We start from the raw sequence: 14,319 nt of genomic DNA, 5'->3' as shown, positions 1-14,319 counted from the left end.
GTAAGTGAGGGGAGTGTCTTAGACCGCTTGAGGGCCGGACTCTCCGGTGCGGATGCGAACGACATCGAGGATATCGCTCACGAAAATCTTGCCATCTCCAATCTTGCCGGTACGTGCCGCGGTCTGGATGGCTTCCAGTGCAGCAGGGGCAAGATCATCGGCGACAACCAGTTCGATTTTGATCTTCGGCAGAAAATCAACGACATATTCCGCGCCTCTGTAAAGCTCGGAATGTCCTTTCTGGCGGCCATAGCCTTTGGCTTCCAGAACGGTCATCCCCTGTACACCGATTTCCTGAAGGGCTTCCTTCACTTCATCCAGCTTGAAGGGTTTGATAACAGCTTCGATCTTTTTCATTAGCTATCCTGATCACTGACCGTGATGTTAGAAATCTGTTGCATTGCAGCGGAATGCAAGTCGGATTCTCACGTAACGGCTCACTTGACTGTAAAGATTTATTACGTTGCGTGAACGCACGCGTGGGCTTTAGCGGTTGCGGGGTGTTTTCACAAAAGAAAAATGCTCTGAATCCGCTTTTTTGCATGCGGTGAGCAGAGACGTTGTGCCGTTTATTAGCTGTTTTTCTCTTGTTTGGCGAGTGTGGAATTTCACAAGAGGTGCATAGGGTGAGGCGCACCTTGTGGGCTGGGTTTTTCAGAAAAGATCACAGCTTATTCGTGCTTCGGGCTTGCCAAGTCCGCCGCATAAGGGTAACTGCCCCCTCAATGCGGATGTGGCGGAACTGGTAGACGCACTGGGTTTAGGTTCCAGCGCTGAGAGGCGTGGAGGTTCGAGTCCTCTCATCCGCACCATTATCTCCGTTCACGCTTATGTTCGCGGCACGCCTCAAGTGAGGTGCGCTGTTCGCTCACCGCTCCACTGGGGCGGCAAACGCTTGCCGGGCCGCGGTCGCGGCCTGTTGGAGCTGTTGGCTGATTTCATTTGGGAGATTTGATCTGTGACCATCACGATATATGGCATCAAAAACTGCGATACCATGAAAAAGGCGCGGGTCTGGCTTGAGGCGCAAGGCGTGGGCTATCAGTTCCATGACTATAAGGTCTCAGGCATTTCCCGTGATAAGGTCGTGGACTGGGTAAAGCAGGCAGGGCTGGCGGTTGTGCTCAACAAGGCGGGCACGACGTTCCGTAAATTGCCTGAGGATATCCGGAACGCTCTGGATGAGGCGGGGGCCATTGATCTGATGGTGGTGCAGCCATCGATGGTCAAGCGTCCGGTGCTGGAGGTGGAGGATCGGCTGATTGTGGGCTTTAAGCCTGAGATATATCAGGCGGTTTTTAAATAAAATGGGCAACCCGTCGGTGTTTCCGGCGGGTTTTTTCATACCTGGTCATTATTTATAAAAAGGTATCTTGCATTAAATGGTAGCTTGTTATACTCAATGGGTAAGAGGGCTGATCTGAAGGAGTTGTGATGCCTGAAATCATTGATGTGCAGTTGAAGAAGGGGGTGCTTGTCCTCTGTGTGCTGGCGGTGCTGGCGCGCAAGGAAAGCTATGCCTATGAGATTGCCAGTAATCTGTCAGATGCTATCGGCATGGGGGAAGGGACGATCTACCCCCTGATGCGGCGGATGCAATCGGATGGTTGGGTTGAAACCTATCTGGTTGAATCCTCGTCTGGCCCGTCACGTAAATATTATCGTCTGACCGAGGCGGGGCATGCCGCCTTGAAAGCCCAGCGGAGTGAATGGCGCACCTTTGTGGTCGCCGTCGATGCCTTGCTGGAGCCTGTATCTCAGGGAGATCAAAATGACCCGAAATGAATTTATAGACAAATTACGTAAGGGCCTGAGCGATCTGCCCGAAGTCAGCGTCAATGAGATCGTCGCTGATTATGAAGCGCATTTCGCGGATGCCGCCGCCGCAGGCCGCAGTGAAGCGGAAGTGGCCAGCGCACTTGGCGATCCTGAGCGGCTGGCGCGTGAACTGCACGCCGAAAGCGGGCTTAAGCGCTGGGAAAAGGCGAAGACGCCGTCTTCGGCCATAGCCGCCATCTTCGCCTTTCTGGGGCTTGGGGCCATCGATATTCTTATTTTGCTGCCGATCCTTATGGGGATTGCCGGATCGCTGGTTGGGATATTTATCGGGGCCTTCGGAACCTTCTTTGCCGGTGGCATCCTGTTTGCCGCAGGGCCTTTCCTGAGCCTGCCCGGTGGGGTGGCGGGGGCCTTGTTGGGTGGGGTCGGGCTTATGGCCGCTGCGGTTATGGTCATCGCCCTGACGGCCATAGTCACTATCTGGATGGTCAATGCGCTGGTCTGGTTTGCCCGCCTGCATTACCGCGTTTTGAAACCCGCCTTAGAGCCACAATCCAACTGAGGGCATGATCATGATCCGCAAGCTTTTTATAATTGCCGGTGCGAGTTTTGTTCTGGCGCTGGGCTGCCTGAGTGCGGCTGTGGTTCTGGTCGGGCGCGATGGCGTGGCCCAGGGCTGGGATTGGCGTAATTTTGAAAAATACACAATCAGAGGGCATCACGATCCTGATGCACAGGTGTTGACGCGTACCCTTGAATGGGGTGGCGGTGAACAACTGATCGTCGGGTTGCCGGTAAAGGTAGTCTATACGCAGGGAACGGTGCCTTCGGTTACCGTATATGGCCGTCAGTCCTTTACGGATAAGGTCAGGCTCGATAATGGCCATATCCGGCTTGAGGGGCAGCAGGCTGATCTGCATGATGCCCGCGTCGAGATTGTTGCGCCTGATGTCAGACGGTTTGACTCAAATGGTGCGGGCAAGCTTGAAATCCATGCCTATAACCACCCCGACATTGATGTGCGTATCAGCGGTGCCGGAAAGGTTGAGGCCAATGGTACGGTTCAGAGCCTTAAGCTTGATATTTCCGGCGCCGGAGACGCTGATTTGGGGCAGCTTAAGGCGGTGGATGCCAATCTGAGCATCAGTGGCGCCGGAAAGGCCGATGTCTTTGCCACAGGTAAGGTTCAGGCGGGCATTTCAGGAGCCGGTTTCGTTAATCTTGAGACGCCACCGGCTTCGCTGCAATCCAATATTTCGGGGGCAGGGCGCATCAATCAGGATTAGTGGTTTGCGCTTCGGCCTCGCGTCTCAGGTAAAAGCGCGGGGCCTTGCCGTTGAAATAGGCCTTGCCCGCCTCAGGGCCAGCGGCCAGTTCAAGCTCAAGGCGTGACTGGTCGCGTTCGCGGGTGTTTTCGGTGATTTCTTCGATGTCATCGGGTTCTACACCCAGGACCTCAAGCGCCTTTTGCCCCAGAATCAGCGCCGATTCGAAGGTTTCACGGATCTGATAATCGACACCCGCCTGAATGAGTCTGGCCATGTGGTGGCGGTCAAAGGCACGGGCCAGTACCGGAATAAGCGGAAATTCGGATTTCATCAGTTCGACGATCTTCAGGGCATCATCGGGCTTATCGACGCAGACCAGCACCGCCTGAGCCTCATGCGCACCGGCGGCGTGCAGAATATCCAGACGGGTGCCGTCGCCGTAATAGACTTTGAAATTGTACTCACCGGCGGTTTTGATCATTTCAACATCATTATCCAGTATCGACACCTTGAAGCCGCGCGCCATCAGAAGCTGGCTGGCGATCTGACCGACACGCCCGAAGCCGATAATCAGTACATTGGCGTTCAGTCCGTTAGGGCCTTCGAGGCCCTCATCGGAAATGACGGGCTTAGGCGTCAGATATTTCATGGCGATAATGGCAATTGGTGTCAGCACCATCGACAGAATGATAATCGCCGTCAGAAGCGCATTCTGTTCGGCCGAGATGATCCCTTCGGAGAAAGCCGTCGTGAACAGAACGAAGGCAAATTCGCCTCCCTGTGCCATCAGCACAGCACGTTCGATGGCGACAGCATGTGAGGCTTTGAGCAGACGGGCAATGATATAGATCGCCAGAGCCTTAACGACCATATAGGCCACGACATAGAAGGCGACCATCTGCCAGTTGGCGGCGACAACGCCGATATTGAGCGACATGCCCACCGCCAGGAAGAACAGACCAAGCAATATGCCCCTGAACGGCTCGATGTCGGCCTCAAGCTGGTGGCGGAAATGCGATTCGGACAGGAGAACGCCGGCGAGGAACGCCCCCATGGCCATGCTCAGGCCGCCCACCTGCATCAACCAGGCCGAGCCGAGCACCACCAGAAGCGCGGCGGCGGTCATGACCTCACGCGCCTGCGTATTTGCCAGCACTCTGAACAGGGGGTTGAGCAGATAGCGTCCGGCCAGCACCATGCCACCCAGACAGGCAAGCGCAATGCCTATAGCGGCCCAGTCTATGCCGGCGTTTCCCGCCTGACTGGCGGCGACCGGTGCCAGAAAGGCGACGGCGATCAGTAAGGGAACAATGGCCAGATCCTCGAACAGGAGGATGGACACCATGCGCTGACCATTCGGGGTGTGCATCTGCTTGCGTTCGGTAAGAATCTGCATGACGATGGCCGTTGAGGTCATGACGAAACCGGCACCGGCAACAAAGGCCTGTGTCAGCGGGAAACCCGTCAGAAGCCCGACGGCGGTCAGCAAAAGCGCACAGAGGCTGACCTGCAACAGACCAAGACCGAAAATCTGATGCCTCATGCCCCAGAGTTTTGAGGGGCGCATCTCAAGACCGATGATGAACAGAAACATCACCACCCCAAGTTCGGCGATATGCAGGGCCGATTCGGGGTGGGCAATGGCCTTGAGGCCGAACGGGCCTATGATGACCCCTGCCGCCAGATAACCGAGCACCGACCCGAGCCCGAGACGCCTGAAAAGCGGAACGGCGATAACGGCTGCCCCCAGAAGCGTTACCACAGGCAACAGGTCTATGGCATGGGCTTCGGATGACATGATAATGCGCCTTTGAAGGGTGTTAGGGATGTTTTCACTTATCGACCATGACTTGTCCAGTATGTGTGCGCGACAGACGAAGCGAAAACGCACCTTTTTAATGGTGCAAATTCCGCTATGTATAGGGCCGCTTTAATAACCGGGACCGCCAATCGTGAGTAGCCACACCCTATCCGTTAAGCGCCTGACCGCGCCCGAAATTCGTGCCCGTAAGGGGAAGACGCCTCTGGTTTGCCTGACGGCTTACACGACGCCCGTGGCCGAGATACTGGATGAGGCTTGCGATATTTTGCTGGTCGGGGACAGTCTGGGGATGGTCGTGCACGGTTTGCCATCGACCATCGGCGTGACGATGGAGATGATGATTCTGCATGGTCAGGCGGTGATGCGGGGGGCGAAAAAAGCGTTTGTTGTCATCGATATGCCCTTCGGTTCCTATGAAAGCAGCCCCGAACAGGCTTTTCAGAACGCGGTGCGCTTACTGAAGGAAACCGGCGCGCAGGCGGTAAAGGTTGAGAGCGGGCCTACGGTGCATGAAACCATTGCCTATCTGACGCAACGCGGGATACCGGTCATGGGCCATGTGGGCTTAAGGCCGCAGGCGGTTAATGTCGATGGTGGCTTCAAGGCCAAGGGGCGTACGGCCAAAGAACGTGACATTGCCTTGCAGGAGGCGCGAGACAGCGCGCAGGCCGGTGCCTTTGCCATTGTTGTCGAGGGGGTGGCTGCCGATCTTGCCGGAATCATCACCGCCGAGGTCGATGTACCGACAATTGGGATCGGGGCATCCAGTCAGTGTGACGGCCAGATTCTGGTGACAGATGACATGCTGGGCCTGTTTGACTGGTCGCCCAAATTTGTCCGGCGCTATGCCAGCCTCAGGGAGCAGATTCGCGAAGCCGCCCTTTCCTATGCCCGCGATGTCGCCAGTCGCGACTTTCCCGCCCAACAAGAGACATATTTTACCAAGTAATATGCAGGCGGGGGAGACGTTTATCCTTAATCGTGCCCTAAACGTGCCTAAACGAGATTGCGTAACATCGCCTCTGAGGGTAGGTTCGCGCCCAGATAAGCCCCAGATGAGACGGTGTCCGGCGGATCACCGTCACTATGCTAAGACAGAGGATTCTAAGTGAGCGATATTTTTGAAGAAGCCGAAGAGGGCCTGCGCCGCGACCGTTGGGTCGCCATTGCCAAGAAAAGCGCGCCCTGGGTCGGTGGAATCCTTGGCGGGGCCTTGATTCTGTCTCTGGGCTACTGGGGCTATACGGCCTGGCAGGACCAGCAGATGAACAAAAGCTCCGAGGCCTATAATGCGGCTCTGGAAATCGCGGAAACCGGTGATCTTGAGAAGGCGAAGGCTGAGTATCTCAAGGTGGTTGAGACCGGCTCGGATGGTTATAAGGCGCTGGCGCTGATGCAGCTTGCCGGTATTGCGCTTGAGGACGATAAACCCGCTGAGGCACTGAAATATTTTGATGACGCGGCCAAGGCCAGCTCAGCGCCGCTGGTTTCCGATCAGGCGGCTCTGAAAGCGGCCTTTATCGCTATTGATACTGGTTCACTTGATGACGTCAAAAAGCGTCTTGAGCCGTTGATGAAGGACGGGCGGCCCTATGCCCCTCTGGCGCGTGAGGCTCTGGCCATGGCCAAGGTGCAGCACGGTGATATGGCGGGGGCCAAGACCGACCTTCAGCTTCTTTCGGTAAGCCTTGATGCCCCTGAAGGGGTAAAGCAGCGCGCCGAAGCAACGCTGGCGGCGATTGATTCCGGTGCTGCTGAAGCGGCACGTGAAGCGCTTAAGTTACCTGAAGCCCAGCTTCCGCAACAACCCCCTGCCCAATCCGCGCCAGTTCCGGCACCGGCACCCGTGCCAGCACCGGCCCAGTAACACGATAATAAAGCCCCTGACGAAAGATCGCACACGCATGTCTGCCCTGATGAAATTGTCTTCTTATGCGAAAACGTCTCTGGTTAAGTCCTGCGCCGTCACGGCGCTGGCGTCAGCGGTGTTTCTGTCGGGCTGTTCGACGGTCAATCGCTTCAATCCGTTTACCGGAAGCGAAGAGCCGAACGATGTAGCGACACAGGGCGAGCGCATCTCCATTGTTGCCTTTGAAGAAGGCGTCACAGCTTCCGAGCGTCTGGCGGGGCAGGACTATTACATCCCTGCACCGCGGGCTGTGGCGGCCTGGACGCTTAGCACCGGCCCTCAGGGAGCGGAAATTGAAAACATCGCTGCCGCGGCTGATTTTGAGATCGCCTGGTCGAAATCCGTAGGCGTCGGCTCTAAGGGCGAGTCTCAGGTTCTGGCTCAGCCGGTATCTGACGGCCAGCTGATCTACACTATGGACGGTGAGGCGCGTGTATCGGCCTTTGACGCTGAAACCGGTCGGCAGGTGTGGAGCGAGAATCTCAATCCGGATATTCGTCGGGATAAAAATGCTTTTGGCGGCGGGCTGGCGCTGTCGGGGGAAACCCTGTTTGTCACGTCCGGCTTCAGGTTCATCAGCGCGATTAACGCCAAAACCGGCGCAACGCTGTGGACGAAAACGCTGGAAACACCGGTGCGTGCCGCGCCGACCGTGACGCCAAAGCTTGTTCTGTTCACCGATATTGACAATCAGCTGATGGCGCTCGATCAGGCCACCGGCGAAATGGTCTGGAACTATCAGGCCATTGTTGAGCCTGCGCGTATTCTGCGCGCCTCGGCACCGGTCGTGAAAGATAATCTGGTGATTGCGCCATTTTCATCCGGTGAACTGATCGCGCTCGATATCACCAGCGGCACACCGGTGTGGACACAGGTTCTGGCGCGTACCACCCGTACCAATGCCCTGTCTGAAATCCGCGATATTTCCGGTCGTCCGTTGGTACAGAATAATCTGGTCTACGCCGCCAGCCATTCGGGTATGTTTGCCGCGCTTGACCTGAAGTCAGGTCAGCCCCGCTGGACCATTCCGACCGATTCGATCAATGCGCCGTGGGGCGCAGGTGATGCCGTATTCCTGACCACGGTTCAGGGGGAACTTCTGTCGGCTAATGCCAATTCGGGTCAGGTCTACTGGATCAAAGACCTGAATGAAGGGCTGGCCAAAACGAAAAAATCCTTCTTCTCCATGGGCTCAGGCAAGAAGGCGGCAAATCTGCCGGTATGGACGGGACCGGTGCTGGCTTCCAACCGTCTGGTAATGGTCAATTCGGTGGGGGAGGCGGTGACCTTTGACGCCAAGACCGGTGAGCGTCAGAAAACCCTCAAACTGGGTGATCCGACCTATCTGGCCCCGATTGCGGTGGGTAACAAACTTTATATTGTAACCAATGCAGGTAAACTGGTGGCTATCCGCTAAGTCACGCCGATAACTGCGTCAGCAAAATGAAGTTCGCCATAGCCACGGAAGGTTTTCGTCTGTAAAGACGGGGCATGACTCTGAAAATTGCTATTGTCGGCAGACCGAATGTCGGCAAATCCACCCTGTTCAACCGCCTTGCGGGTAAAAAACTGGCGATCGTCGATGATCAGCCGGGCGTTACCCGTGACCGGCGTTATGCGACAGGTAATATCGGTGACATCGATCTGGATCTGATCGATACGGCGGGCTTTGAGGATGTATCCGACCAAAGCCTTGAATCGCGTATGCGTATTCAGACGGAAAAGGCGATCGAAGAAGCCGATGTCGCTTTGTTCGTCGTTGATGCCCGCGAAGGGGTTACGCCACTTGATCGCATCTTTGCCGATATCCTCCGTCTGCGCGACAAGCCGGTTCTGCTGATTGCCAACAAGGCCGAAGGTCACGCCGGTTTTGCCGGTGCCGAAGAAGCTCACGTACTTGGGTTTGGCGCACCGATCCATCTGTCGGCCGAACATGGTGAGGGCATTTCCGAGCTTTATGAAGGGCTTGAGAAATATCGTCAGCTGATCGAAGGCGATTATATGCCTTCGGAAGATGAGGACGAAGATGACGATAGCAAACCTATTCGTATTGCCATTATTGGCCGTCCCAATGCCGGTAAATCGACGCTGATCAACCGTTTGCTGGGCGAAGACCGCCTGCTGACCGGCCCCGAGGCCGGTATTACGCGCGATTCGATTTCGGTGAACTGGGAATATGAAGGCCGTAATATTCGCCTTGTCGACACGGCCGGATTGCGCCGCAAGGCACGCGTTCAGGAACGTCTGGAAAAGATGTCCACCGCCGACACCATCCGCGCCATTACCTTTGCCGAGGTCGTGGTTCTGGTTATGGATCAGGAAAACGCCTTCGAGACTCAGGATCTGCAAATTGCCGATCTGGTGGAGCGTGAAGGTCGGGCGCTTATCTATGTCATCTCCAAATGGGACACGACCGAGGAACCTCAGGCCCGTCTGCACGAAATTCAGGAAGTGGCCGACCGCATGTTGCCGCAGTTGCGCGGTGCGCCTCTGGTGGCGCTTTCGGCGCTTAACGGACGCGGTCTTGATCGCCTGATGCCTGCGATCCTCAAGGTTTACCGTAACTGGTCGGCCAAGGTGAAGACGCGCGACCTCAATGACTGGCTGGCTCTGGCTATTCAGCGTCACCCGCCGCCCGCCGTGGATGGCAAGCGTATCAAGCCAAAATATATGGCGCAAACCAAGGGGCGGCCACCGACCTTTGTGCTGTTTGCCAGCCGTGCCTATGCCATGCCGGATCATTACCGGCGCTATCTTATCAATAACTTGCGCGAATCTTTTGATATGCCGGGTGTGCCTATCCGTCTGACGGTGAAGGCCAATACGGGCGAAAACCCGTATGATGATAATTCGGCGTCCAAGACGACGTCCGGCCCGCCACGTGTGCGCAAGATCAAGCCTAAGCCCAACGTAAAGCCCGCACATCCTAATCGTGTGCGGCAAAAGCCAAAATCAGCACCGGCAGCGCCGAAGGTCGTCGTTAAGGCGCGTTCAGAGCGTAAAACGGGGCCATCAACCAAGCCGGGGGCCGCAGCGCCGGGCGGGCGGACGCGTCCAAAGGGGAAGTAAGGGGCTTGAAAACCTGAGGGGCAGACCTTAGGTTTAGTGATAGATCATCAGACGGAGACTGTGTGTAATTATGGATTTTTCTTTGAAAACAAAGACCTTGCCCCTTGTTTTCGGAGATTTTTTCCATGCCTGCATCTGTTGTTCTGTCCCGCCTGTCCTGGTCGACGCCTGACGGTTTTCGCCTTTTTTCCGAGCTTGATCTCTCATTTGGACCTGAGAAAACCGGCCTGATCGGGCGAAATGGCGTGGGGAAATCTACGCTTTTACGTCTGATTACCGGTAGGCTGACGCCACAGGGCGGGCATATTAGCGTCAATGGCAAGATTGGTTTGCTGCCTCAGCTTACGGAAGTCGGTTCCGGCCTGACTATCGGTGATGTCTTTGGCGTGGCTGAAAGCATCGCGTGCCTGAAGCGTGTAGAAACCTCTGAGGCCAGCGACGCGGATTATGCCGAAGCTGACTGGACGCTTGAAGCAAGGCTTGAGGTGGCGTTACGACATATGGGGCTTTCATTCACGGCAGATTCACTGCTGTCGGACATGTCCGGTGGTCAGCGTACCCGCACGCTGATTGCTGCCCTTATGTTTTCACAGCCTGATATTATCATACTCGATGAGCCGACCAATCATCTGGATCGTCAGGGGCGCGAGGCCCTTACGGATTGGATCAGGGGTTACAAGGGGGCTATCATTGTCGCCAGCCATGACCGTGAACTTCTGGAGGCAATGGACACTATCATAGAATTGTCCGGTACAGGCGCACAGGTATTTGGCGGTAACTGGAGCCATTATCAGCACCGTAAGGCGCTTGAGTTATCAGCACACCAGCACGACCTTAGTGCAGCGCAGAAGCAGATTGATCTGATTACGCAGAAAACGCAGCAAATCCGTGAACGTAAAGCGCGGAAAGATGGCGCAGGCGCACAAAAACGCGCACGCAATGATATGCCGCGCATTCTTATGGATGCCCGTCGTAACACCAGTGAAAATACCAGCGGTAATAATGCGCGTCTGGCGCAAAAGCGTATTGAAGCGGCCAGAACAACGGTAGAGCAGGCGCGGGAATATATTGAAATCCTTGAGCCTATGCGGGTTGATATGGCTTCGACGGGTTTACCTCTGGGCCGCGAAGTGGTGCGCCTGACACAGGTGAGCGGTGGCTATGATCCCCATATACCGGTGTTCAGTAATATATCTTTGGTGGTGAACGGGCCGGAGCGTATCGCCATAGAGGGGGCGAATGGTTCAGGAAAATCGACTCTTTTATCCCTGATGACTGGTGCGCTTGAGCCTGTTTCGGGTCAGGTGAAGGTCAGTCGAAGCCATGTGTTTCTCGATCAGGATGTCGCCCTGTTGACGGCATCGGAGACCATTCGCGACAATTTCAGGCGGCTTAATCCGGCAGCAGACGAAAATCAGTGTCGTCAGGCACTGGCGCGGTTTCGCTTTCGCGCCGATGCCGCGCTTAAGGTGGTGGGAAATCTGAGCGGCGGCGAAAAACTGCGGGCCGCATTGGCCTGTGTTCTGGGGGGGACGCCCCCTGAACTACTGATGCTGGATGAGCCGACCAATCATCTTGATCTTGAGGCCATCGCCGCCGTCGAGGCCGGGCTGAGGGCCTATGACGGGGCGCTGATCGTCGTTAGTCACGACGAGGCTTTTCTTGAGGCGATCAATATCGACAGGCGATTTAAGCTGTAGGCTCTGCCCATTCGCGGCGGTCTATGGTCTCAAGTGGCGGCACCTTGTCGGCGCGGGCCAGATCAATGATCAGTGGAATGATCTCTTCGGGCGGGGGAAGGGCGCTGGCGTCTTCGCCGGGATAGGCGGAGGCCCGCATCTGGGTGCGCATAGGCCCCGGATTGACGATGGCCGCGCGGATCGGTGTCACATCCACTTCATCGGCCCAAGTGCGCACCAGCGCCTCCATGCCCGCTTTCGAGGCGGCATAGGCTCCCCAGAAGGCGCGTGGCTTAGAGGCCAGCGTGGTGGAGATGAAAATCGCGCGTCCGGCGTCCGAAAACCGCATGACCGGCTCCAGTGAACGGATCAGGCGATAGGAGGCGTTGAGATTAAGCGTGATGACGCGATTGAAATCTTTAGGCTCAAAGTGCGAGACCGGCGTTAGCGATCCGAGGGTTGCCGCTGCATGGACAAAGATATCCAGTTTTTTGAAACGGTCATAGACCGCTGGCCCGATACGTTCCAGCGCCCCGCCGTCAGCCAGATCAAATGGCATCAGGGTGGCATGCTTGCCCGTGGCGGCGAAGATTTCGTCATCAAGTTCTTCGAGCGCGCCTTGGGTGCGGGCGCAGGCGATGATGTGAGCCCCCGCTTTGGCCATGCCTAAGGCCGAGGCACGGCCAATACCACGGGATGCGCCGGTCACCAGCGCAATGCGACCTTCGAGAATACCGGTCATGAGTTGGCCAGAAGCGAGAGTTGCAGGCCATCGGATTCGGATTCGCTGTCGGCGATTTCCTTATCGGTGAGGCGTGTCGGGTAATCGCCGGTAAAATAGTGGTCGGTATATTGCGGCGCCTTATTATCACGGCCTTCATGGCCCATGGCCTTATAGAGGCCATCGACCGACAGAAAACCCAGGCTGTCGACCTCAAGCATGGCCTTCATTTCTTCGATCGTATGCTGGGCAGCCAGCAATTTATGGCGATCGGGCATGTCGATACCGTAATAATCAGGCCACAGGATCGGCGGAGACGCCGAGCGCAGGTGAACCTCTTTGGCACCGGCGGCGCGTACCATGCGCACAATCTTTACCGAGGTGGTGCCGCGCACAATTGAGTCGTCAATCAGGATGACCTTCTTGCCTTCAAGCACGACCCGGTTCGGCGAGTGCTTCTTACGCACCCCAAGATCGCGGATATGCTGGGTCGGCTGAATAAAGGTACGACCGACATAGTGATTGCGGATAATGCCCAGCTCAAACGGCAGGCCCGATTGTTCGGAGAAGCCCAGTGAGGCGGGTACGCCGGAATCAGGCACGGGCACAACGATATCGGCATCCGCCGGATGCTCTATGGCCAGTTGGCGCCCCATGCGCTTGCGCACTTCGTAGATTGACTTGCCATTCACAACCGAGTCGGGGCGGGCGAAGTAAACATATTCGAACAGACAGGGACGGGCGGATTTACGCTCAAAAGGCTTAAAGGATTTCAGACCTTCGTCGTCAATCTGGACGACTTCGCCATGTTCAACGTCGCGTACAAACGTCGCGCCAATCATATCCAGCGCACAGGTTTCCGACGCCAGAACAAAGGCGTCCCCCAGACGACCGATAACCAGAGGGCGGATACCGAGAGGGTCGCGCGCACCGATCAGGCCGTTACGCGTCAGGGCCAGAAGCGCAAAGCCGCCTTCGATGACACGCAGGGCATCGACAAAGCGGTCCATGATCTTCAGGCCGCGTGAACGGGCGATGAGGTGCAAAATGACTTCGGAGTCAGACGTGGACTGGAAGATCGCGCCTTCGGCAACCAGCTTTGTCCGCAAGGTCATGAAGTTGGTCAGGTTACCGTTATGCGCAATGGCAATACCGCCTGAGTCGAGATCGGCAAACATTGGCTGTACATTGCGCAGGTGTGAGCCGCCAGCGGTCGAATAACGGGTGTGGCCGATGGCTGAACGGCCGGGCAGGCGCTCAATGAGGTCAGCACCGGTGAACACATCCCCGACCAGACCGTGGGCGCGTTCGGTATAGAAGCGTCGGCCATCGCTGGTGGCGATGCCGCAGGCTTCCTGACCGCGATGTTGCAGGGCGTGAAGCCCCAGCACCGTTACGGCCGCAGCATCTTCCATGGCATAGATACCGAATACGCCGCATTCGAGGCGCAGACTATCGTCGTCGGGGTCGCGTGAAATAAAACTTTCAGACAGTTCCGAAGGCGATGAGGCGTTACGCATGATGTGTCTCTTTGACCTTAGCCGCGCCCGTGAGTGAGACGCGAAAACTATTTTTTACCGCTGGCGACCTGATCGGCATAGTGCGCCCAGGAGGGGGCCACCGATAATATGGTCTTTGCACACTGAACACTCAAGGGGTAGGTCTTGGCGTCCGTGAACCACTCGGGCTTGTCTTTAGGCAAGACGACCGAAAAAAGCAAATGGATAAACCCAAGAAAAACCAAAGCCCGTGCTACGCCGAAGCCCACCCCTAAAATTCGGTCGGCATAGCTGAGGACGGATTGTTTGTTTACCTTCTCGGCAACGGCATTGCCCATAAGGCGTATGCCGAAATAGGTCAGTATAAAGACGATCACCAGCGCAATCAGCGACACCATCTCATCGAGATTAAAGGTTTCTCTGAGCCAGGGGCTTAGCCAGATGGCAATCAGTACCGCCAGTATGAAGGACGCCGTCCCGACAATCTCACGCGTACCGCCCCTCAAGAGGCCCGACAGGACCGAAAACAGTAATATACCGAGAAAAACCAGATCGTAGACCGTCATTTTACCC

Annotated in this window: 14 protein-coding genes and 1 tRNA gene; 10 read left to right on the top strand and 5 right to left on the bottom strand. The window is 56.3% G+C overall.

Features of this window, described 5'->3' with window-relative positions; genetic code table 11:
* Positions 1 to 18: 18 nt before the first annotated feature.
* Complete coding sequence (locus tag E5201_RS06765; RefSeq protein WP_023463888.1) at positions 19 to 357, bottom strand: P-II family nitrogen regulator; 339 nt, start codon at positions 355 to 357, stop codon at positions 19 to 21.
* A 370-nt stretch (positions 358 to 727) separates the two neighbouring features.
* On the opposite strand from E5201_RS06765, the gene E5201_RS06760 reads away from it, so the two are divergent.
* From E5201_RS06760 to E5201_RS06740, 5 genes are all read left to right on the top strand, one after another.
* Positions 728 to 812 (top strand) — tRNA-Leu (locus tag E5201_RS06760).
* Between the two features lie 146 nt (positions 813 to 958).
* On the top strand, positions 959 to 1,306 hold the full coding sequence (locus E5201_RS06755; protein WP_140985314.1) for an ArsC family reductase: 348 nt from the start codon (positions 959 to 961) through the stop codon (positions 1,304 to 1,306).
* Between the two features lie 128 nt (positions 1,307 to 1,434).
* Complete coding sequence (locus E5201_RS06750) at positions 1,435 to 1,785, top strand: PadR family transcriptional regulator (RefSeq protein ID WP_140985313.1); 351 nt, start codon at positions 1,435 to 1,437, stop codon at positions 1,783 to 1,785.
* Complete coding sequence (locus tag E5201_RS06745; protein ID WP_140985312.1) at positions 1,772 to 2,341, top strand: DUF1700 domain-containing protein; 570 nt, start codon at positions 1,772 to 1,774, stop codon at positions 2,339 to 2,341. The genes E5201_RS06750 and E5201_RS06745 overlap by 14 nt, the downstream gene beginning before the upstream one ends.
* Positions 2,342 to 2,351: 10 nt before the next feature.
* Entirely contained in the window at positions 2,352 to 3,065 is a 714-nt protein-coding gene (locus E5201_RS06740; RefSeq protein ID WP_181404559.1) for a GIN domain-containing protein, read from the top strand.
* Here E5201_RS06740 and E5201_RS06735 read toward each other — a convergent pair.
* On the bottom strand, positions 3,052 to 4,845 hold the full coding sequence (locus tag E5201_RS06735; RefSeq protein WP_140985310.1) for a monovalent cation:proton antiporter-2 (CPA2) family protein: 1,794 nt from the start codon (positions 4,843 to 4,845) through the stop codon (positions 3,052 to 3,054). The two genes, E5201_RS06740 and E5201_RS06735, sit on opposite strands and share 14 nt — an antisense overlap.
* 154 nt (positions 4,846 to 4,999) lie before the next feature.
* Between E5201_RS06735 and panB the strand changes: the two genes are divergently transcribed.
* From panB to E5201_RS06710, 5 genes are all read left to right on the top strand, one after another.
* The gene (gene panB, locus E5201_RS06730; protein ID WP_140985309.1) at positions 5,000 to 5,818 is read left to right on the top strand and encodes a 3-methyl-2-oxobutanoate hydroxymethyltransferase; all 819 of its coding nucleotides are present in this window, start codon (positions 5,000 to 5,002) and stop codon (positions 5,816 to 5,818) included.
* A 159-nt stretch (positions 5,819 to 5,977) separates the two neighbouring features.
* Positions 5,978 to 6,736: a tetratricopeptide repeat protein gene (locus E5201_RS06725; RefSeq protein WP_140985308.1), complete on the top strand. Its 759-nt coding sequence runs from the start codon at positions 5,978 to 5,980 to the stop codon at positions 6,734 to 6,736.
* A gap of 49 nt (positions 6,737 to 6,785) precedes the next feature.
* Positions 6,786 to 8,195 (top strand): PQQ-like beta-propeller repeat protein, encoded by a 1,410-nt coding sequence (locus tag E5201_RS06720; protein WP_140985307.1) that lies wholly within the window; start codon positions 6,786 to 6,788, stop codon positions 8,193 to 8,195.
* 74 nt (positions 8,196 to 8,269) lie between these two features.
* Entirely contained in the window at positions 8,270 to 9,847 is a 1,578-nt protein-coding gene (der, locus tag E5201_RS06715; RefSeq protein WP_140985306.1) for a ribosome biogenesis GTPase Der, read from the top strand.
* A gap of 125 nt (positions 9,848 to 9,972) precedes the next feature.
* On the top strand, positions 9,973 to 11,547 hold the full coding sequence (locus E5201_RS06710) for an ABC-F family ATP-binding cassette domain-containing protein (protein WP_140985305.1): 1,575 nt from the start codon (positions 9,973 to 9,975) through the stop codon (positions 11,545 to 11,547).
* Here E5201_RS06710 and E5201_RS06705 read toward each other — a convergent pair.
* Genes E5201_RS06705 through E5201_RS06695 form a run of 3 tightly spaced genes read right to left on the bottom strand, consistent with a single transcriptional unit; the run spans position 11,537 to position 14,312 of the window.
* Entirely contained in the window at positions 11,537 to 12,268 is a 732-nt protein-coding gene (locus E5201_RS06705) for an SDR family NAD(P)-dependent oxidoreductase (protein ID WP_140985304.1), read from the bottom strand. The genes E5201_RS06710 and E5201_RS06705 overlap by 11 nt on opposite strands.
* Positions 12,265 to 13,767 (bottom strand): amidophosphoribosyltransferase, encoded by a 1,503-nt coding sequence (gene purF / locus E5201_RS06700; protein ID WP_140985303.1) that lies wholly within the window; start codon positions 13,765 to 13,767, stop codon positions 12,265 to 12,267. The genes E5201_RS06705 and purF overlap by 4 nt, the downstream gene beginning before the upstream one ends.
* 47 nt (positions 13,768 to 13,814) lie before the next feature.
* Positions 13,815 to 14,312, bottom strand: coding sequence for a CvpA family protein (locus tag E5201_RS06695; RefSeq protein ID WP_140985302.1), 498 nt, complete (start codon positions 14,310 to 14,312; stop codon positions 13,815 to 13,817).
* Positions 14,313 to 14,319 lie beyond the last annotated feature (7 nt).

Source organism: Asticcacaulis tiandongensis, from assembly GCF_006475605.1.
GTDB classification, from domain to species: domain Bacteria; phylum Pseudomonadota; class Alphaproteobacteria; order Caulobacterales; family Caulobacteraceae; genus Asticcacaulis; species Asticcacaulis tiandongensis.
Note: the sequence above shows the minus strand (reverse complement) of the source record. Positions and strands in the feature narration are given on the sequence as shown.